Below are 17,973 nucleotides of genomic sequence, written 5' to 3' on the forward strand. Positions count from 1 at the left end.
CAGGAGAGTTCGATGTCCGCCAAGACATGCGCCCTAGCCGTTTCCGCCGTCCTGCTGTCTGCCCTGAGCGCCGGTGCTCAGCCCACGAGAGTCCAGCAGTTCCAAGCCTGGGGCGTTTATTCGTATGGAAGCGGTGAAAAGAAGACCTGCTACGCGCTGTCCGTTCCCACCGCCGCCCTGCCCGCAAGCGTCAATCATGGCGACAATTTCTTCATCGTTGCGCCGCAATCGGGGGCCTCGGCCTTCATGCCCCAGGCGATCATGGGCTATGGCCTGAAGGAAGGCTCGCGCATCACCGTCGATGTCGGCAGCGATAATTTCATCATGGTGCCAAAGGACAAGGCCGCCTGGGTGCGCGATCCGGCACGGGAGCCGGCTTTGATTACGGCCATGCGGGGCGGAACCGACATGACGGTCAAAGCCGTTTCAGGACGTGGCACCAATACCACCTATACCTATTCCCTGAAGGGTGTGACCGCCGCCTTGCAGGCCGTCCGGACCTGCCGCTGACGACGCGGGCCCTGCCCGCCTTGGCCGAGGCCGGGCTTCGGCCCCGCCTTTTCATCGTCACGCAGCCATCCCGCTGCAGCCGGGCGCTTCGACCGGCAACCCGCCTGCCTCTTCTCCTGGCGCCATGCCCTCGCATGCCATTGCCAGTTTTGCCCTTTTGCGCATAACTTTCCTCATGAGGCTGCGTCACGCAGCCGCGTCGGGGGAGAAGGATCATGGCAAGAACCGTCGTCGTCACCGGCTCCACCAGCGGGATCGGCCTGGGCATAGCCCGGGCCTTCGCCGCTGATGGGGCCAATGTTGTGATCAATGGCTTTGGAAGGCCCGAGGAGATCGAGGCGGCACTGGCCGGGCTCGATCAGCTCGGCGGCGGCCGCATCCTCTATCACGGCGCGGATATGGCCAAGCCGGAGGAGATCGCCGATCTCATCGGGCTGGCCAAGGCCTCCTTCGGCGGCATCGACATCCTCGTCAACAATGCCGGCCTCCAGCATGTGGCGAAGATCGAGGATTTTCCCGCCGAGAAGTGGGACCAGCTCATCGCTGTGCTTCTATCCTCCGCCTTCCACACCATGCGCCACGCGATTCCGCTGATGAAGGCCGCCGGCAAGGGCCGCATCATCAACGTGGCCTCCGCGCACGCACTTGTTGCATCGCCGTTCAAATCAGCTTATGTCGCTGCAAAGCATGGGGTCTTGGGCCTAACCAAGACGGCTGCCCTGGAATTGGCTGAATTTGGCATTACGGTAAACGCCATCTGCCCCGGCTACGTTTTGACGCCGCTCGTGGAACGACAGATTCCCGACACAGCGCGCGAGCGTGGCATCTCGGAAGAGGCGGTCAAGACGGAGGTCATGCTCCGTCTTCAGGCGACGAAGGAGTTCGTCGCCATCGAGGAAGTGGCCGCCACGGCGCTTTTCCTCGCCAGCGACGCAGCGCGACAGATTACCGGAACACATATCTCCATCGATGGCGGCTGGACCGCCCAGTAACGCCGAACCAGGACACCCGAATGACGTCAGCCATCCGCTTCATTCTCAATGCCGAAGACATTTCGCTCAGCGATTTCGCGCCGACCGAGACGCTCCTTGATTTCTTGCGGCTGAGAAAGCGGCTGACGGGCAGCAAGGAGGGCTGCGCCGAAGGCGATTGCGGCGCCTGCACGGTCCTCGTCGGACGGCTGATCGGCGGGGCGCTGCGCTATGAAAGCGTCAATGCCTGCATCCGCTTCGTCGGCTCGCTGCATGGCACGCATGTGGTCACGGTGGAGCATTTGCAGGGTCAAAACGGCGCGCTGCACCCCGTCCAGCAGGCCATGGTGGATTGCCACGGTTCGCAATGCGGTTTCTGCACGCCCGGCTTCGTCATGTCGCTTTACGGGCTGTGGATGGCAAATGAAAATCCGAGCCGCGCTGAAATCGAGCTGGCGCTGCAAGGCAATCTCTGTCGCTGCACCGGCTATGAGCCAATCGTCAAGGCTGCCGAACAGGTGGCAGAGAATCGGCCGAGCGCGCTGTTCGATCCGATCGAGCGCGACCGTGCCGAGGTCATGGCCAAGCTCTGGACGATCCGCGCCTCCTCCGACACCGTGACGGTCACCAAGAACGGCGATCGCGCCATCATCCCGGGCACGCTGGATGCGCTGTCGGAGGTTCTCGCCGCAGAGCCCGCGGCCACCATCGTGGCGGGCGCAACCGATGTCGGACTGTGGGTGACGAAGCAGATGCGGGCGCTGAATCCGGTCGTTTTCGTCAATCACCTGACGGAGCTTCAGACCATCACCGAAGATGAGAGCGGCATCGTGATCGGCGCCGGCGTCACCTATGCGCAAGCCGTGGACGTGCTCGAGAACCGCTATCCGACGCTCGGGCGGCTGGTGGATCGGATCGGCGGCCAGCAGGTGCGCAATATGGGCACGATCGGCGGCAATATCGCCAATGGTTCGCCCATCGGCGACATGCCCCCGTCCTTGATGGCGCTGGGTGCGCAACTCACCCTGCGCTCTGCCGCGGGCAGCCGCACCATGGCGCTGCAGGATTATTTCATCGCCTATGGCAGGCAGGACCGCCAGCCCGGCGAGTTCGTCGAGAAGATCACCGTTCCGCATGCGCCGGACGAAGCCTGGTTCTCCGCCTACAAGATATCCAAGCGCCGTGAAGAGGATATTTCGGCCCTGCTCGGTGCCTTTTACCTGGAGCTGGATGCGCAGGGTTGCGTCGAGACCTGTCGCATCGCCTTTGGCGGCATGGCGGCGACCCCGAAGCGGGCCGAAACCGTGGAATCGCTCTTGATCGGCCAGCCCTGGAGCTGGGGCACGGTGGCTTCGGTGCGCGATGCCTTCGATCAGGATTACCAGCCGCTGACGGACTGGCGGGCGAGTGCCGAATACCGGTCGCTTACGGCCAAGAACCTGCTGACGCGCTTCTTCCTGGAAACCGCCGGCCAGAACCACGAACTGGCCCGCTTCGAGCCGGAGGAGGCGTAAAGGGATGAGCCAATATTGTCTGAACTCCGCCGAGGTGCAGCTTTCCTCCTGCGCGAAGACAACAGAAGGAAATGACTCCCGCACATCCAAAATCATCGTCATCGAAGGAGCATGCTGATGGACACCACCAGTTTCGAGCTGAAGGGTAAGGTCGCCGGATCGATGCATGCTTCGCTTCGCCATGACTCGGCCCACAAGCATGTGACCGGCACCGCCGAATATATCGACGACATGCCGGAGCCGGCCGGCACGCTGCATGCCGCTCTTGGAATGTCCGACCGCGCGCATGCCGAAATCCTCGCCATGGACCTCTCCGCCGTCGCGGCCGCGCCCGGCGTGGTGAAGGTCCTGACGGCCGACGACATTCCCGGCCTCAACGATGTCTCCTCCAATGGCAGCCGCGACGAGCCGCTTCTGGCGACGAGCCGCGTGGAATTCCACGGGCAGCCGCTTTTCGTCGTGATCGGCGAGACGCGCGAGGCGGCAAGGCGCGCGGCGCGCCTGGCGAAGATCGACTATCGCGACCTGCCGCACTGGACCGATATCGATGGAGCGCTCGACAATGGCGCGCCGCTGGTGATCACGCCGATGACGCTGAAGCGCGGCGAGCCGGAGACGGAGATGCTAAAGGCGCCGCTGCGGCTGTCCGGACAGATGCGGATCGGCGGCCAGGAGCATTTCTACCTCGAAAGCCAGATCGCACTCGCCATTCCCGGCGAGGACGAGGATGTCACCATCTGGTCCTCCACCCAGCATCCGACCGAGGTGCAGCATATGGTGGCGCATGTGCTGCATTGCGCAAGCCATGCCGTGACGGTCAATACCCGCCGGATGGGCGGCGGCTTCGGCGGCAAGGAAACGCAGGCCGCGCATTTCGCCTGTCTTGCGGCCGTTGCGGCCAAGGCTCTGAACCGGGCGGTCAAGTTCCGTCCCGATCGCGACGAAGACATGATGCTGACCGGCAAACGGCACGATTTCCGCGTCGATTACGAACTCGGCTTCGATGAAGAGGGACGCATCCATGCCGTGGATGCCACCTATGCCGCCCGCTGCGGCTTCTCGTCCGATCTCTCCGGTCCGGTGACGGATCGGGCGCTGTTTCACGCCGATTCGAGCTATTTCTACCCGCATGTGCATCTGACCTCGAAGCCGCTGAAGACGCATACCTGCTCCAACACCGCCTTTCGCGGTTTCGGCGGGCCGCAGGGCATGCTGGGCGGCGAACGTTTCATCGAGGAAATCGCCTATGCGGTCGGCAAGGATCCGCTCGATATCCGCAAGCTGAACTTCTATGGCGAGCCCGGCTCCGGGCGGACGCTGACGCCCTACCACCAGGAGGTGGAGGACAATATTTTGATACGGCTGGTCGAGGAACTGGAGACGTCCAGCGATTACCGGGCGCGCCGGCAGGCGATCATGGAGTTCAACGCCTCGTCTCCGGTGATCCGCAAGGGCATTGCCCTGACGCCGGTGAAATTCGGCATATCCTTCACCATGACCGCCTTCAACCAGGCGGGCGCGCTGGTGCATGTCTATTCGGATGGCTCCATCCACCTGAACCATGGCGGCACCGAAATGGGCCAGGGCCTCTATACCAAGGTGGCGCAGGTGGTGGCCGATGGCTTCAATGTCGATATCGACCGGGTCAAGATCACCGCGACCACCACCGGCAAGGTGCCGAACACCTCGGCCACGGCCGCCTCTTCCGGCTCGGACCTGAACGGCATGGCCGCCTTCGATGCCGTACGGCAGATCAAGGAACGGCTGGTCGATTTCGCCTGCCGGAAATGGCATGTGGACGCCGCCGAGGTGGAATTCCTGCCCAACCGCATCCGCATCGGCACCGAAACCGTGAGCTTCGACGCCCTCATCAAGGCAGCCTATTTCGACCGGGTGCAGCTTTCCGCGGCCGGTTTCTACAAGACGCCGAAAATCCATTGGGACCGCGCGGCCGGCAAGGGCCGTCCCTTCTTCTACTTTGCCTATGGCGCCGCCTGTTCTGAGGTTTCGATCGACACGCTGACGGGCGAATATCTGGTGGATCGCACCGATATTCTTCACGATGTCGGCAAATCGCTGAACCCGGTCATCGATATCGGCCAGATCGAGGGCGCCTTCGTGCAGGGCATGGGCTGGCTGACGACCGAGGAGCTCTGGTGGGACGACAAGGGGCGGCTGCGCACCCATGCACCCTCGACCTACAAGATCCCGCTCGCCTCCGACCGGCCGAAGATCTTCAATGTGAAGCTGGCCGACTGGTCGGAAAATCGCGAGCAGACCATCGGGCGGTCCAAGGCGGTCGGCGAGCCGCCCTTCATGCTCGGCATTTCGGTGCTGGAAGCGCTCTCCATGGCGGTCGCCTCCATTGCCGATTATACCGTGTGCCCGCGTCTCGATGCGCCGGCCACGCCGGAGCGCGTGCTGATGGCCGTGGAGCGCCTGAAGGCGATGTGATGGGGATTTGTCCATTTCCCTCTGGCGGTGGGGCTCACCCCCCTCTGTCCTGCCGGACATCTCCCGCACAGGGGGGGAGATCGGATAGACGCGCCGGCCGCCCGCCATTCAAAGCGCAGGAAGATCGCCTTTTCTCTGAGGCTGATCGGAGAGGCTGGACAGTGACACCAGTCAATCTCCCCCCTTCTGGGGGAGATGTCCGGCAGGACAGAGGGGGGCTTGGCCTCTACGACCCCATCATTTGCACAGCGAATGCAAGCCTTCTATCAAACGGACGAAGGCCATCATGACCGCCCTCACCGCCTTTCTCACCGGAAATCCCGATGCCATCCTCGTCACCGTTGCCAAAGCCAAAGGCTCGACGCCGCGGGAGGAAGGCGCGTTCATGCTGGTGTCCGCCACGAAGATTTTCGGTACCATCGGCGGCGGGCAGCTGGAATTCCTGGCGATCGACAATGCCCGCGCCCTTCTCAGCGGCAGCGGCGAGCCGCAGATGGACATTTCGCTCGGTCCGGAGATCGGCCAGTGCTGCGGCGGGCGCACGCAACTCGCCTTCGAGACGCTCACCCCGCGTCTGGCCGCCGACCTTGAGTCACGCTCTGCCGCCGAGCAAGATGCCTATCCGCGAGTCATGCTGTTCGGCGCCGGGCATGTGGGACAGGCGCTTGCGGTAGCACTCTGCCCCCTGCCCCTGCAGGTCAGCGTGGTGGAAACCCGGGCCGCGGCGCTCGACGGCCTGCCCGATGCGGTGGAGAGACGTCTGGCGGCGATGCCGGAGGCGCTCATCCCGGATTTGCCTTCGGGCAGCGCCGTCGTGATCCTCACCCATGATCACGCCCTGGATTTCCTGATCGCCAGGCAAGCGCTTGCCCGCGGCGATCTCGCCTATGTCGGCATGATCGGGTCCGCCACCAAACGTGCGACCTTCACGCACTGGCTGGACCGGGAAGCTGGCCGCACGGTCAGCGCAGACCGACTCGTCCTGCCGATCGGCGGCACCGCGGTGCGCGACAAACGCCCGGCGGTGATCGCAGCCCTGGTAACCGCCGAACTCCTCACTGCCCTGGCAGGCCGCCCCTAGGGTCAAAACTCGATCAGGTTTCGCGCAGGTTTCGCCAAATCCTGCCACGCGCCAAATCCTGATTGAGTTTTGACCTTAGAGCGGTCGGCGCAGGGCGATCTCGCGCGCCGCATCGAAGGCGCTCGGCCTTGATTGGCGACGGCGATCATGGCGACCCTCCGCCAGGCCGATATCCTCCTTCAACCTGTCCGGCATCGCTTCTGCATCAACTCTGTTGATGCGCGAGCTCCGGCGATGTCCTTGCCAGCCTTCCTCGCCACCGACTGCCACCATCATGATCCGCATCCAGCGGCGCGGGTCAAATGCGCTCAATCCATCCATCTTGCATTCCCTCACTGGCTTGGTAAGTGATGACACCATGCCGGACCGGACCTTCGTCTTCCAATCGAAGCTTCATCTGCATGGATCAAGAGGACTGATGCATGAAAATGTCCCGCCAGTTTCCGCTGAACGCCTTGCGCGTGTTCGAGGCAGTGGCGCGCCATCTCAGTTTCACCAAGGCCGGCGAAGAACTGGGGCTGACGCAGACGGCAGTGAGTTATCAGGTGAAGCTGCTGGAGGACAGGCTGGGCCAGCCCCTCTTCCTCCGCCAGCCGCGCAAGATCCTGCTGACCCAGGCCGGAGCGCGTCTGGCGCTGCGCGTGTCCGAAAGTTTCGATCAGCTGCGCGCCGCCATGGCCGAACTGGAAGGCGCCGTGGAAGGCACTTTGATCATCAACGCCACCGCAACCTTTGCCAGCCACTGGCTGGCCCGTCATCTCGGTCTGTTCCAGCTCGCCAATCCGACGATCGCCGTCCGTCTGGAGACGACCCAGACGGTGATCGATTTCAGCAAGACGGAGGCGGATGTCGCCATCCGCGTCGGCAAGGGCGAATGGCCGGGCCTGCGCGCCCATTTCCTGATGCGCAACCATTTCACCCCGATGCTGAGCCCGAAGCTTGCGGAGACGATCGGCGGCGTTCTTGAACCGCTCGACCTCTTGAAGCTGAAGATCATCGATCCCACGGATCGCTGGTGGCAATTATGGTTCGCTGCTGCCGGTTATCCGGATGTGGAGCTCAAGGGCCATGCGGCCAGCCGGCTCGGCGCCCAAGCGGTCGAAGCAGCGGTGGCGATCGCCGGCCATGGTGTTGCGATCCTGCGGCCGGATTTCTATCAGGACGATGTGGCGATGGGCCGCCGGCTGATCCAACCCTTCGACCTGACCTGCGAGGACGGCTCCCATTATTGGCTGGTCTACCCGGAGGCCCGCCGCACGATCGGCAAGATCCGCGCCTTCCGCACGTTTCTGCAAGAGACCCTGCCAAGCTTCGACGGCGCGCCTTGAGGGGAGAATTGGGACACGTCCAAGGGCAAGGCGGATAGCGGCAGATAGGCGGGTGCGCGCCTCTTGATCAAAGGGGTGGCAACCGCCTCGCCGCGATCGCCGCCCATAAGAACTCCTTATGGCTCAGCGGCCGCGCCTGCGGCGCCGCCACGTCGTCGAGCAGCGCATCCGGCACATCCTGGACCGCCCCGACGCGAGCCACCCGAACCTCGCCGAGCCGCTGGCGCAGCCAGCACCAGAGCATGCGCCTGCGCCCGGCAGGACTTCGGCTCCAGACCGCCATAGTGGCCTCCGTCACTTCTTTGTTTTCGGGCTATCTCCGTCTCGACAATTGCGCCGCTTTGCGGCCAGATACCAATGCAAAACGCCGGGCAATCCAGAAAGAGGACTTATCGATGAAACTGTCCCGCCAACTGCCGCTGAACGCGCTGCGGGTATTCGAAGCGGCCGCGCGGCTGGGAAGCTTCACGAAGGCTGCCGACGAACTGCATATGACGCAGACGGCTGTCAGCTATCAGGTCAAGCTGCTGGAGGAACATGTCGGCGCGCTTCTCTTCCTGCGCCAGGCGCGCCGCGCGGTCTTGAGCCCGACGGGCGAGCGCATGCTGTTGAAAGTATCGGAAGCGCTTGGCCTCATGGCCGATGCCGTGGCCGATGCCAGGCAGCAGACCGGCGGCATTCTGGAAATCCGTTCCACGCCGACCTTTGCCAGCCACTGGCTGGCGCGCCATATCGGCACTTTCCAGCTGCAGCATCCGGGTCTGGCGGTGCGCATCCTGCGGATCGACAAGCCTGCCGATTTCCGCAGTGACAATGCCGACCTTTCCGTCGGGCCGGAGAAGCGGCCGGCGGCCGATCTGGAAGCCCATCGGCTGTTCCATCTTGAGTTCACGCCCATGCTGAGCCCGAAGCTGGCCGCGACGATCGGCGGCGTGACGAGCCCCGCGGATCTTTTGCGCCTGCCGCTCATCGATGGATCCAAGGAGTGGTGGCACCTCTGGCTTGAGGCCGCCGGCGTTGCCGAGGCACCCGTCCAGGCCGCCACGTTCGATACCGATGGCGCGCTGGACCTGGGCGGCAGTGCGGCCATTGCCGGCCATGGCGTGGCGCTTCTCAGCCGCTTCTTCCATCAGGACGATCTCGACAGCGGACGCCTGATCATGCCCTTCGATATTTTCCTGAAGGACAGCTTCGCCTATTGGCTCACATATCCCAAGAGCCGCCGGAAATCGGCCAAGGTGCAGGCCTTTCGTCAATGGCTGATGGAAACCCTGCCGGCAGACTTGCGGGATCAGCCGGCCGAGGAGCTCGGACCGAAATCCGGATCGGGCGCATAAAGGCAGCGCGAGCTCGCCCGGAAGCCTCTGCCCTATCTTGAACGCAGCCGGGATCGCCACGTGCCGCGCAACCGAAGCCGATGCCAAAATGGCATCACTTGGCATGGTGCGCTGCATGCTTTCCACCTATTCAAGGGCGCAAATTTCTCGCAATGTGCCGAGTCGGGGAATGCGAAGGGATCGACCGAATGTATGAATATGCCGTGGCCTGGGAATGGCTGAATTTTGCCGTGCGCTGGCTGCACGTGATCACCGCGATTGCCTGGATCGGCTCCTCCTTCTATTTCATCGCGCTCGATCTCGGCCTGGTGAAGAGGCCGCATCTGCCGCCGGGCGCCTATGGCGAGGAGTGGCAGGTGCATGGCGGCGGTTTCTACCACATCCAGAAATATCTGGTGGCGCCGGCCCAGATGCCGGAACACCTGACCTGGTTCAAATGGGAGAGCTATGTCACCTGGCTTTCCGGCTTCGCGCTGCTATGCGTCGTCTACTATGGCGGCGCCGACCTCTTCCTGATCGATCATGCCGTGCTGCCGCTTCAACCCTGGCAAGCCATCTGTCTGTCGCTGGCTTCCCTGGCGATTGGCTGGCTCCTTTATGATCAGCTCTGCAAATCGCCGATCGGCGGCAATACCTGGGGCCTGATGGCCCTTCTCTATGTCGTTCTGATTGCCATGGCCTGGGGCTACACGCAGGTCTTTACCGGCCGCGCCGCCTTCCTGCATCTCGGCGCCTTTACCGCCACGATCATGTCGGCCAATGTCTTCTTCATCATCATTCCCAATCAGAAGATCGTCGTGGCCGATCTCATCGCCGGGCGCGTGCCGGATCCCAATTACGGGCGCATCGCCAAGCAGCGCTCGCTGCACAACAACTACCTGACACTGCCCGTCATCTTCTTCATGCTGTCGAACCATTACCCGCTGGCCTTCGGCACCGAGTTCAACTGGGTGATCGCCGCTCTCGTCTTCCTGATGGGCGTCACCATCCGCCACTGGTTCAACACCACCCATGCGCGAAAGGGCAGGCCGACCTGGACATGGCTGGTGACGGTGCTGCTGTTCATCCTGATCATGTGGCTTTCGACGGTTCCGAAAGTGCTGACCGGCGACGCCGAGACGGCGCTGTCCCCGATGCAGCAGAAATTTGCCGCAGACGTGCATTTTGCCGAAGCCCGCGATGTGGTGCAGGGCCGCTGTTCCATGTGTCATGCGGCTGAACCCGTCTGGGAGGGCATCAGCTTTCCGCCCAAAGCGGTGAAGCTGGAAACGGATGCGCAGATCGCAAGCCATGCCCACGAGATCTATATCCAGGCCGGGCGCAGCCATGCCATGCCGCCCGGCAACATCACCGCCATAACGCCGCAGGAGCGCAAGCTCCTCACGGCCTGGTACGAAAGCGCGACGATGAGCGCCGGAGCAACACGATAGACATGACCTCCCTTCTTCTTCGCGGCCGCCTTCTCTCCTTCCACCGCGCGCCGGACAGCCTCGCCGATACAAAGAGCTATTCCTACGAGGAGGATGGCGGCCTGTTGATCGAAGACGGCCGCATCCTGAAAACCGGTGCCTATGCCACTGTGAAGGCTGCCGCTCCGCAGGATGTGCAGGAGATCGATCACCGCCCGCATCTCATCCTGCCGGGCCTGATCGATTGCCACGTGCATTTTCCGCAGATGCAGGTCATCGCCTCCTATGCCGCAAACCTGCTGGAATGGCTGGATACCTATACGTTTCCGGAGGAATGCCGCTTCGTCGAGAGCGCTCATGCAGCGCGCATCGCCACCCATTTCTACGACGAGTTCCTGCGCCAGGGCACGACGACCGCCGCCGCCTACTGCTCGGTGCACAAGAGTTCCGCCGACGCGTTCTTCGCCGAGGCCATGCGCCGCAACATGCTGATGGTGGGCGGCAAGGTGATGATGGATCGCAACGCCCCGCAGGGCCTGCTCGATACGCCGCAACTCGGCTATGACGAGACCCGCGCCGTCATCGAGGAATGGCATGGCAAGGGTCGTAATCACGTCGCCATCACGCCGCGCTTTGCCATTACCTCGACGCCCGGACAGATGCGCGCCGCGCAGGCGCTGGCGCAGGAATTTCCGGATCTGCATATCCAGACGCATCTCTCGGAGAATCACGACGAGATCCGCTATACCGGCGAACTCTATCCGGAGGCGGCGGATTACACCGATATCTATGCGCAATACGGGCTTTTGGGAAAGAAGACGCTGCTCGGCCACGCCATCCACCTGTCGGAGCGGGAGACGGATGTGCTGTCGGAGACCGGATCGGTTGCCGTCCATTGCCCGACCTCCAATCTCTTTCTCGGCTCGGGCCTCTTCCCGCTCAAGGCGATTGCCCGGCGCGACAGACCGGTGCGGGTGGCCGTCGCCACCGATATCGGCGGCGGCTCCAGCTATTCCATGCTGAAGACGCTGGACGAGGCCTACAAGATCCAGCAGCTGCTTGGCGAGCGACTGAACCCGCTCGACAGCTTCTACCTCATGACGCGCGGCAATGCCGAAGCGCTGTCGCTCGTCGACCGCATCGGCACGCTGGATGAGGGCACGGATGCGGACCTGGTGGTTCTTGATGCCGGCGCGACGCCGGCCATGCGGCTTCGCCTGGAGACCGTCCGCAGCCTGCCGGAAGAACTCTTCCTCCTGCAGACACTTGGCGACGACCGCAGCGTGGTGGAGACCTATGTGGCGGGCGTGGCGGTAAAGCCGCAATCATGATCGCTTCCGGCTCGTCTTATAGACTTCGGAGCGCTCGCGCTTTCCAACAGCTACGACAACAACCGTAATGCGCTCGTCTTCCACCCGGTAGACAAGTCGATAACCTGCGGCTCGCAGTTTGATCTTGTAGTGATCCTGCAGACCGCTGAGACGGTCCGCCGGGACGTGTGGCGTCACGAGCCGCTCGGCGAGCTTCTTCTTGAACTGCTGGCGAAGGGTGGCACCCAGCTTCTCCCATTCCTTCAGAGCGCTCGGAAGAAATTCCAGCCTATAGGTCATCCAGAGTAACCGGAATTCCACGCTCTCCCGCCCGCTTCTGGACCAGATCGACAAGCGCTTGATCGTCCAGCGCGTCTATCATGGCTTCATAGGTGCCGGCCGGCACCATATAGGCCATCACACGGTTATGGTTCAGCACAGCGACGGCGTGACCATCGGCGCTCTCGACAACGGCCGTCGGGTTCTTTTTCAGATCGGACACGCTAACGGCCACCTCTGCTTCAATACGCTGCATAGTCAGGTCTTTCGTCAGGTCTGTATTCTGGACCTTATATCCTACTATTTTATCCTGTGACAGAGCCGAAGAGGAGACAATGATCATGGTGAAAATTGCTTCCCTGCCGCGCATCATATGCTAGGTGTCGAAGAAGAAGTCCGGAGGAAGCCCACCCCATGTCCAAGCCACTGACCATTGCCGACCTGAAATCGCTTGCCCGCCGCCGGGTGCCGAAAATGTTCTTCGATTATGCCGATAGCGGCTCCTGGACAGAAGGCACGTACCGCGCGAACGAAGCGGATTTTTCAGACGTCAAGCTGCGTCAGCGCGTGCTGGTGGACATGACGGACCGCTCGCTGAAGTCGACGATGATCGGCGAGCCGGTCGCCATGCCTGTGGCTTTGGCGCCAACGGGCCTGACCGGCATGCAGCACGCCGATGGCGAAATGCTGGCGGCCAAGGCGGCGGAAGAATTCGGCGTGCCCTTCACGCTTTCCACGATGAGCATCTGCTCGATCGAGGATGTCGCCTCCGTCACCACAAAGCCCTTCTGGTTCCAGCTCTACGTGATGAAGGACCGGGACTTCATCGAAAGCCTGATCGACCGCGCCAAGCGGGCCGGCTGCTCGGCGCTGGTGGTGACTGCCGACCTGCAGATCCTCGGCCAGCGTCACAAGGACCTGCGCAACGGGCTTTCGGCACCGCCGAAATTCACGCCCAAGCACATTTTCCAGATGGCGACGCGGCCGCAATGGTGCCTCGACATGGTCCGCACAAAGCGGCATGGCTTCGGCAATATCGTCGGCCATGCCAAGAATGTCTCGGACCTCTCCTCGCTCAGTGTCTGGACCGCCGAACAATTCGATCCGCGGCTGTCCTGGGCCGATATCGCCTGGATCAAGGAGCGCTGGAGCGGCAAGCTGATCATCAAGGGCATATTGGACGAGGAGGATGCGCTCGCCGCCGCCGATACGGGTGCGGATGCGATCATCGTCTCCAACCACGGCGGGCGCCAGCTGGACGGCGCGCCCTCTTCGATCAGCATGCTGCCGAGGATCGTGCGGGCGGTCGGCGATCGGATCGAGGTGCATCTGGATGGCGGCATCCGTTCCGGCCAGGATGTGCTGAAGGCCGTGGCGCTGGGCGCCAAGGGCACCTATATCGGCCGGCCCTTCCTCTACGGCCTCGGCGCCATGGGCAAGGAAGGTGTCGAACTGGCACTCTCCATCATTGCCAAGGAGATGGACATCACGATGGCGCTGTGCGGCAAGCGGGATATCAACAGCGTGGACCGCAGCGTGATCGCCCATAGCCCTTTTTGAGGCAAGCCGAGCCACGCTGCAGGAAGAGGAGTATCGTCGGCTTGGCGGCAGATCCTCCGCCGTCTAGCGACCGGAGGGTCGCCATTCCCTTTCGCCTGCCACCTGCCGGGGGTCCTGCCTCCTGCCGGGGCCTTGCCTTTTCGTCAGCTGCCGCGATAGGTGGAATAGCCATAAGGCGAGATCAGCAGCGGCACATGATAATGCCCGCTCTCGTCGGCAATGCCGAAGCGGATGGGGATCACATCGAGGAAGGCAGGCTCCGCAAGCGCGGCGCCGCTGCGTCGCAGATAGTCGCCGGCGTGGAACACCAGTTCGTAGGTGCCCGTCCTGAACGTCTCGCCGATCAGGATCGGCCCGCCATCCACCCGGCCATCGGCATTGGTGATCACCGTCTTCAGGTGCTCGCGGTCTTTGCCGGTCAGCAGGAAGAGATCGATAACGAGACCCTCCGCCGGCTTGCCGAGGGCGGTATCGAGAACATGGGTGGTCAGTCCGGTCATGGTCTACTCGCTGAGAATGGGCGCATTGATGACGAAGGCTTCGTCGAAGAAATGCTCTTCCAGATTGTTGCCCGGCCCGTCGCGGTCGACAACCAGAAAATCGCTGGCCGCGCCGATCGTCATCAGCGGGTGGTGCCAGACATTGGCGCGGTAGTTCACGCCCTGATCGCCGCGCGCCAGAAACACCTGCGGTGTCCCGGGAGAGCCCTTCTCATCCTCCGACACGACCACGAGATAAGGCCGACCGTTCAGCGGCGAAAAACTCTGGCTGCCGAAGGGGTGGCGCTCCATCATCGTGAGCTCGTAGGGGAAGGCACGCGGCTGGCCGCGAAAGATGTTGAGGATGACGCGCGCGCCCTCGCCTTTCGCCTCCGCTTCCGCCAGACCATGAAACCGCTCCGTATTGCCGCCATTGATGAGCTTCATGGAGGATGGGTCCGCCTCGATCACCTGGCCGAAGGGAAGGAAAGCGTCACGCGTCAGCGGACGGATAGGAAGTGTCTTGGGCATGTCTTGATCATTCACCTTGGGCGCGGATCTGGCGCAGAGCGCGAAGCTGGGAGAGAAGTTGCGGGAGATCCTCATGCACCGTCTTCCAAACGACCTCGAATTCCAATTCGAAATAATCATGGGCCACGAGGTTACGCATACTCTTGATCTTCATCCACGGAATTTCTGGATGATCCTCTGCAATATGAGGATGGAGCTTCAGAATGCGGGTGACAGCTTCTCCCAGAATGACCAAGGCCATGGAAACCGCCATCTGGCTTTTCGGATCGGTCAGAAACTGGGATTTGTCCAAGCCGATCACGAAGTCCGTTGCCTGTTGCGCGGCATCTTCCATTCGCTCGATGTGATCGAGAAGGCGGCTACGATCAAGCGTCATATAGCAACGGCCTCGGCCAGAACACGGTCTCTGACCCTCGGTCGCAGCCCCCTGCTGGTGGCGAGATCGACACGCATCTGCAGCAGACTTTCCAGATCATGCTGCAAGCCGCCGAGATCAAAAAGGGTCGTCTCCTCTAGCGTATCGACCAGAATGTCGAGGTCGCTGTCCTCCCGATCCTCTCCACGGGCGACAGAACCGAACACACGTGCATTGGCAGTGTGGTGCTGCGCCACGAGTTGGCGAATACGGTCCCTGTTCTTTTCCAGCACGTCCGACGGGCGCATGATGAACTCCTGTTGCAGATCCTACATCATTCTCACGCCGGGGGCAGCATGCTTTGCAGCCGCAGCAGCGCAATGCGCTCCACCTGCCCGCAGGCGGTCGAGAACTCGTCTTCGCGGCTGTTGTGGATGCGCTGTTCGAAGGCCTGCAGGATATCGTCCTTGGTCAGCCCCTTGACCGCGATGATGAAGGGAAAGCCGAACTTATCCACATAGGCGGTGTTGAGTTCGGTGAAGCGGGCGTGCTCCTCCGGGCTCAGCCGGTCAAGCCCGGCACCGGCCTGTTCCTTGCGGCTGTCTTCGGTCAGTTCGCCGGCAATGGCGAGCTTTCCGGCAAGATCCGGATGAGCGCGCAGCACGCCGAGCCTCTCCTCCTGGCTGGCCACCCGAAACACGGCGACGAGGGCGGCATGCACCCGCTCGACATTCAGCGCCTCGCCGCGCACCAGATCATCGTCATAGGCGCGCTCGGCGATGAAGGGGGAATGTTCGAAGACGCCGCCGAAGCGGTCGACAAATTCGGTCCGTTGCATGGTCACAGCCCATCCGGTTGGTGATGCCGGTGCCAATGATGGGCGATCTCGATCCGTTTCGCGATCCACACCTTTTCATGGCCCAGCACATATTCCATGAAGCGCTTCAGCGCGGCGATCCGGCCCGGACGCCCGACGAGACGACAATGCAGGCCGATGGACATCATCTTGGGCGCGCCATCCTTGCCCTCCTGATAGAGCGTATCGAACGTGTCCTTGAGGTAAGTATAGAACTGGTCGCCCGCATTGAAACCCTGCGGCGTGGCAAATCGCATGTCATTGGCATCCAGCGTATAGGGAATGATCAGGAAGGGCCGGCCATCCACTCCCTTCACCCAATAGGGCAGGTCATCGGCATAACTGTCGGAGGAGTAGAGGAAACCGCCTTCCTCCTGAACCAGCCGAAGCGTATTGACCGAGGGTTTGCCCTGATACATGCCATAGGGGCGCTCGCCGGCAAGTTCGGCGTGAAGCCGTACCGCATCGAGAATATGCTGGCGTTCGATCTCTTCCGGATAATCCTTGTATTCATGCCAGCGATAGCCATGGCTGGCGATCTCCCAGCCCGCTTCGTTCATGGCCGCCACCGCATCCGGATTGCGCAGCATTGCAAGCGTCACGCCGTAGACGGTGCAGGGCACGCCCAGCTGGGTGAACAGGCGGTGCAGGCGCCAGAAGCCGGCGCGCGATCCATATTCGTAGATCGATTCCATGTTGAGGTTGCGCTGCCCCGGCCAGGGGGCGGCGCCGACGATTTCCGACAGAAGGTTTTCCGAGGCCGGATCGCCATCGAGGATCGAGCTTTCGCCGCCCTCCTCGTAATTGATGACGAATTGCACCGCCAGATGCGCCCCGCCCGGCCATTGCGGATCCGGGGTCGAGCGGCCATAGCCAACGAGATTGCGCGGATAGGAAGCTGCCACCATCGAAAATCACCTTTTGAAACAGTGACCGGACGGTAGCATTCGTCCCGCAAATGTCGAGATGCGATGATGCACTGCAAACAATTGCTTCAGCCGCTTCGGCAACGGCGCTTGCCATGGTGCAAGAGCAAAGTCGAAGGGCCGAAAGCGTCCGGCGCGGCCACACCGCCGCCAGGCGCCCATTCTCAAGTGATCTGTCTGAAGTAATCTGTCTTAAGTGTTCGTCAGGCGCTGCGGCGCGAGGCGACGCTGCCCAGCGGATGTAGGGAATGGACGACGAAGGGCGCGCCCGGCTCCGTTTCCACGAACAAAGCGAGGCTGGTCATCAGAAGCGGACGATCGAGATAGGGCTCGAAATAGCGCCGCAGGACATCCTCGATAGGCTGGATATGCTGCGGCATGACCGGGCCGGTCAGGGTCATGTGGAAGCGGAATTCGTCCATCACATGCGGATGGCCCCAGCGACACAGATTGGCAAATTGCGATGCCGACAAATGGCCCGGATCCGCTCGTTCCAGCTCGGCCTCCGTCAGCGGCGCGCGGAAGGCATCGAAGCTCTGCACGACGGCACCGGCCAGATGATTCAAAGCCTCGGAAGGCGCTGCAGGCATCAGCGCGAACCTGTTGCCCATCCGCGCCACTTCCAGTCGCGGAAAGGCGATCGGCTGATGCTGTCCGGCGAAATGCATCAAATTGCGCAGAAGGAGCGCCTCGGCCACCCCCTCCACCAGCCGGAACGGCGGCTTCAGCGTGCCGTGAAATCCATAGCGCCGCGGCACTGCCGTGGTGAAGGCGATCTCGTGCAGATCAAGCCCGCGAATGGCCGGCGATTCCACGGCCTCGCCCGAAAAGGCATTGCGGCCCAGCCATTGCGAGGCCGCCAGCGTCAGCGGATCATTCGCCGGAGGCGTGAAATTGATGGCATAGCGCATGTGTCACCTGTCCTCGTCGCCCGTCCGCTTGGCTTGCCCGTCCGCCTGACTTGCCGTCCTGCCTGCCAGCGATACCTGCCAGCGATGCCTGCCAGCGATACCTGCCAGCGATACCCGCCAGCACCTCGCCGCGACCGCACCGCCAGTCGACCGGCAACCTCG

General features: G+C 62.5%; 21 protein-coding genes. 10 read left to right on the forward strand and 11 right to left on the reverse strand.

Annotated features, from left to right (window positions below):
- Positions 1 to 12: 12 nt before the first annotated feature.
- The 5 genes from QTJ18_RS16510 (at position 13) to xdhC (ending at position 6,530) form a co-directional block, all read left to right on the forward strand.
- The gene (locus tag QTJ18_RS16510; protein ID WP_252751268.1) at positions 13 to 510 is read left to right on the forward strand and encodes an invasion associated locus B family protein; all 498 of its coding nucleotides are present in this window, start codon (positions 13 to 15) and stop codon (positions 508 to 510) included.
- A gap of 215 nt (positions 511 to 725) precedes the next feature.
- Positions 726 to 1,502, forward strand: coding sequence for a 3-hydroxybutyrate dehydrogenase (locus QTJ18_RS16515; protein ID WP_252751269.1), 777 nt, complete (start codon positions 726 to 728; stop codon positions 1,500 to 1,502).
- A gap of 20 nt (positions 1,503 to 1,522) precedes the next feature.
- Positions 1,523 to 2,995 (forward strand): xanthine dehydrogenase small subunit, encoded by a 1,473-nt coding sequence (xdhA, locus tag QTJ18_RS16520; protein WP_252751270.1) that lies wholly within the window; start codon positions 1,523 to 1,525, stop codon positions 2,993 to 2,995.
- 117 nt (positions 2,996 to 3,112) lie between these two features.
- Positions 3,113 to 5,449, forward strand: a complete 2,337-nt coding sequence (gene xdhB, locus QTJ18_RS16525) for a xanthine dehydrogenase molybdopterin binding subunit (RefSeq protein WP_252751271.1) — start codon at positions 3,113 to 3,115, stop codon at positions 5,447 to 5,449.
- Positions 5,450 to 5,735: 286 nt separating this feature from the next.
- Entirely contained in the window at positions 5,736 to 6,530 is a 795-nt protein-coding gene (gene xdhC / locus QTJ18_RS16530; protein WP_252751272.1) for a xanthine dehydrogenase accessory protein XdhC, read from the forward strand.
- 75 nt (positions 6,531 to 6,605) lie between these two features.
- On the opposite strand, the gene QTJ18_RS16535 is transcribed toward xdhC, so the two are convergent.
- Positions 6,606 to 6,851 (reverse strand): hypothetical protein, encoded by a 246-nt coding sequence (locus QTJ18_RS16535; RefSeq protein ID WP_252751273.1) that lies wholly within the window; start codon positions 6,849 to 6,851, stop codon positions 6,606 to 6,608.
- Between the two features lie 101 nt (positions 6,852 to 6,952).
- Here QTJ18_RS16535 and QTJ18_RS16540 point away from each other — a divergent pair, with 101 nt between their 5' ends.
- Positions 6,953 to 7,858 carry a LysR substrate-binding domain-containing protein gene (locus tag QTJ18_RS16540; protein ID WP_252751274.1) on the forward strand — a complete coding sequence of 302 codons (906 nt, stop codon included), beginning with the start codon at positions 6,953 to 6,955 and terminating at the stop codon, positions 7,856 to 7,858.
- 67 nt (positions 7,859 to 7,925) lie between these two features.
- Here the strand turns inward: QTJ18_RS16540 and QTJ18_RS16545 are convergent, their stop codons facing one another.
- Complete coding sequence (locus tag QTJ18_RS16545; RefSeq protein WP_252751275.1) at positions 7,926 to 8,156, reverse strand: hypothetical protein; 231 nt, start codon at positions 8,154 to 8,156, stop codon at positions 7,926 to 7,928.
- A gap of 97 nt (positions 8,157 to 8,253) precedes the next feature.
- Between QTJ18_RS16545 and QTJ18_RS16550 the strand changes: the two genes are divergently transcribed.
- The 3 genes from QTJ18_RS16550 (at position 8,254) to guaD (ending at position 11,935) form a co-directional block, all read left to right on the forward strand.
- Positions 8,254 to 9,195, forward strand: a complete 942-nt coding sequence (locus QTJ18_RS16550; RefSeq protein WP_252751276.1) for a LysR substrate-binding domain-containing protein — start codon at positions 8,254 to 8,256, stop codon at positions 9,193 to 9,195.
- A gap of 188 nt (positions 9,196 to 9,383) precedes the next feature.
- Positions 9,384 to 10,625, forward strand: a complete 1,242-nt coding sequence (gene puuD / locus QTJ18_RS16555; protein ID WP_252751277.1) for a urate hydroxylase PuuD — start codon at positions 9,384 to 9,386, stop codon at positions 10,623 to 10,625.
- Between the two features lie 2 nt (positions 10,626 to 10,627).
- On the forward strand, positions 10,628 to 11,935 hold the full coding sequence (gene guaD, locus QTJ18_RS16560) for a guanine deaminase (RefSeq protein ID WP_252751278.1): 1,308 nt from the start codon (positions 10,628 to 10,630) through the stop codon (positions 11,933 to 11,935).
- Here the strand turns inward: guaD and QTJ18_RS16565 are convergent.
- Positions 11,930 to 12,214, reverse strand: coding sequence for a type II toxin-antitoxin system RelE family toxin (locus QTJ18_RS16565; RefSeq protein ID WP_252751279.1), 285 nt, complete (start codon positions 12,212 to 12,214; stop codon positions 11,930 to 11,932). The genes guaD and QTJ18_RS16565 overlap by 6 nt on opposite strands.
- Positions 12,204 to 12,536 carry a type II toxin-antitoxin system Phd/YefM family antitoxin gene (locus QTJ18_RS16570; RefSeq protein ID WP_252751280.1) on the reverse strand — a complete coding sequence of 111 codons (333 nt, stop codon included), beginning with the start codon at positions 12,534 to 12,536 and terminating at the stop codon, positions 12,204 to 12,206. The genes QTJ18_RS16565 and QTJ18_RS16570 overlap by 11 nt, the downstream gene beginning before the upstream one ends.
- A 71-nt stretch (positions 12,537 to 12,607) precedes the next feature.
- Here QTJ18_RS16570 and QTJ18_RS16575 point away from each other — a divergent pair, with 71 nt between their 5' ends.
- Complete coding sequence (locus QTJ18_RS16575; protein WP_252751281.1) at positions 12,608 to 13,753, forward strand: alpha-hydroxy acid oxidase; 1,146 nt, start codon at positions 12,608 to 12,610, stop codon at positions 13,751 to 13,753.
- A gap of 143 nt (positions 13,754 to 13,896) precedes the next feature.
- Here QTJ18_RS16575 and uraH read toward each other — a convergent pair whose 3' ends face one another.
- The 7 genes from uraH to QTJ18_RS16610 form a co-directional block, all read right to left on the reverse strand.
- The gene (gene uraH / locus QTJ18_RS16580) at positions 13,897 to 14,253 is read right to left on the reverse strand and encodes a hydroxyisourate hydrolase (protein WP_252751282.1); all 357 of its coding nucleotides are present in this window, start codon (positions 14,251 to 14,253) and stop codon (positions 13,897 to 13,899) included.
- 3 nt (positions 14,254 to 14,256) lie between these two features.
- On the reverse strand, positions 14,257 to 14,763 hold the full coding sequence (locus tag QTJ18_RS16585) for an ureidoglycolate lyase (protein WP_252751283.1): 507 nt from the start codon (positions 14,761 to 14,763) through the stop codon (positions 14,257 to 14,259).
- A 7-nt stretch (positions 14,764 to 14,770) separates the two neighbouring features.
- Positions 14,771 to 15,139: a HepT-like ribonuclease domain-containing protein gene (locus QTJ18_RS16590; RefSeq protein ID WP_252751284.1), complete on the reverse strand. Its 369-nt coding sequence runs from the start codon at positions 15,137 to 15,139 to the stop codon at positions 14,771 to 14,773.
- Positions 15,136 to 15,426 (reverse strand): nucleotidyltransferase family protein, encoded by a 291-nt coding sequence (locus QTJ18_RS16595; protein ID WP_252751285.1) that lies wholly within the window; start codon positions 15,424 to 15,426, stop codon positions 15,136 to 15,138. The genes QTJ18_RS16590 and QTJ18_RS16595 overlap by 4 nt, the downstream gene beginning before the upstream one ends.
- A 32-nt stretch (positions 15,427 to 15,458) precedes the next feature.
- Positions 15,459 to 15,956: a 2-oxo-4-hydroxy-4-carboxy-5-ureidoimidazoline decarboxylase gene (uraD, locus tag QTJ18_RS16600; RefSeq protein WP_252751366.1), complete on the reverse strand. Its 498-nt coding sequence runs from the start codon at positions 15,954 to 15,956 to the stop codon at positions 15,459 to 15,461.
- Between the two features lie 2 nt (positions 15,957 to 15,958).
- Complete coding sequence (puuE, locus tag QTJ18_RS16605) at positions 15,959 to 16,882, reverse strand: allantoinase PuuE (protein WP_252751286.1); 924 nt, start codon at positions 16,880 to 16,882, stop codon at positions 15,959 to 15,961.
- A 221-nt stretch (positions 16,883 to 17,103) separates the two neighbouring features.
- On the reverse strand, positions 17,104 to 17,811 hold the full coding sequence (locus QTJ18_RS16610) for a DUF1045 domain-containing protein (protein WP_252751287.1): 708 nt from the start codon (positions 17,809 to 17,811) through the stop codon (positions 17,104 to 17,106).
- Between the last annotated feature and the right edge of the window lie 162 nt (positions 17,812 to 17,973).

This window comes from Rhizobium sp. SSA_523 (assembly GCF_030435705.1).
Classification (GTDB): Bacteria; Pseudomonadota; Alphaproteobacteria; order Rhizobiales; family Rhizobiaceae; genus Neorhizobium.

What these genes read in the sequence shown, in the direction of transcription:
- QTJ18_RS16510 (WP_252751268.1), top strand. Translation starts at nt 13, where the DNA reads ATGTCCGCCAAGACATGCGCCCTAGCCGTTTCCGCCGTCCTGCTGTCT.
- QTJ18_RS16570 (WP_252751280.1), bottom strand. Translation starts at nt 12,536, where the DNA reads ATGATCATTGTCTCCTCTTCGGCTCTGTCACAGGATAAAATAGTAGGA.
- QTJ18_RS16565 (WP_252751279.1), bottom strand. Translation starts at nt 12,214, where the DNA reads ATGACCTATAGGCTGGAATTTCTTCCGAGCGCTCTGAAGGAATGGGAG.
- QTJ18_RS16540 (WP_252751274.1), top strand. Translation starts at nt 6,953, where the DNA reads ATGAAAATGTCCCGCCAGTTTCCGCTGAACGCCTTGCGCGTGTTCGAG.
- puuE (WP_252751286.1), bottom strand. Translation starts at nt 16,882, where the DNA reads ATGGTGGCAGCTTCCTATCCGCGCAATCTCGTTGGCTATGGCCGCTCG.
- guaD (WP_252751278.1), top strand. Translation starts at nt 10,628, where the DNA reads ATGACCTCCCTTCTTCTTCGCGGCCGCCTTCTCTCCTTCCACCGCGCG.
- QTJ18_RS16610 (WP_252751287.1), bottom strand. Translation starts at nt 17,811, where the DNA reads ATGCGCTATGCCATCAATTTCACGCCTCCGGCGAATGATCCGCTGACG.
- QTJ18_RS16515 (WP_252751269.1), top strand. Translation starts at nt 726, where the DNA reads ATGGCAAGAACCGTCGTCGTCACCGGCTCCACCAGCGGGATCGGCCTG.
- xdhC (WP_252751272.1), top strand. Translation starts at nt 5,736, where the DNA reads ATGACCGCCCTCACCGCCTTTCTCACCGGAAATCCCGATGCCATCCTC.
- xdhB (WP_252751271.1), top strand. Translation starts at nt 3,113, where the DNA reads ATGGACACCACCAGTTTCGAGCTGAAGGGTAAGGTCGCCGGATCGATG.
- QTJ18_RS16590 (WP_252751284.1), bottom strand. Translation starts at nt 15,139, where the DNA reads ATGACGCTTGATCGTAGCCGCCTTCTCGATCACATCGAGCGAATGGAA.
- QTJ18_RS16535 (WP_252751273.1), bottom strand. Translation starts at nt 6,851, where the DNA reads ATGGATGGATTGAGCGCATTTGACCCGCGCCGCTGGATGCGGATCATG.
- QTJ18_RS16550 (WP_252751276.1), top strand. Translation starts at nt 8,254, where the DNA reads ATGAAACTGTCCCGCCAACTGCCGCTGAACGCGCTGCGGGTATTCGAA.
- xdhA (WP_252751270.1), top strand. Translation starts at nt 1,523, where the DNA reads ATGACGTCAGCCATCCGCTTCATTCTCAATGCCGAAGACATTTCGCTC.
- QTJ18_RS16585 (WP_252751283.1), bottom strand. Translation starts at nt 14,763, where the DNA reads ATGCCCAAGACACTTCCTATCCGTCCGCTGACGCGTGACGCTTTCCTT.
- uraD (WP_252751366.1), bottom strand. Translation starts at nt 15,956, where the DNA reads ATGCAACGGACCGAATTTGTCGACCGCTTCGGCGGCGTCTTCGAACAT.
- uraH (WP_252751282.1), bottom strand. Translation starts at nt 14,253, where the DNA reads ATGACCGGACTGACCACCCATGTTCTCGATACCGCCCTCGGCAAGCCG.
- QTJ18_RS16595 (WP_252751285.1), bottom strand. Translation starts at nt 15,426, where the DNA reads ATGCGCCCGTCGGACGTGCTGGAAAAGAACAGGGACCGTATTCGCCAA.
- QTJ18_RS16575 (WP_252751281.1), top strand. Translation starts at nt 12,608, where the DNA reads ATGTCCAAGCCACTGACCATTGCCGACCTGAAATCGCTTGCCCGCCGC.
- puuD (WP_252751277.1), top strand. Translation starts at nt 9,384, where the DNA reads ATGTATGAATATGCCGTGGCCTGGGAATGGCTGAATTTTGCCGTGCGC.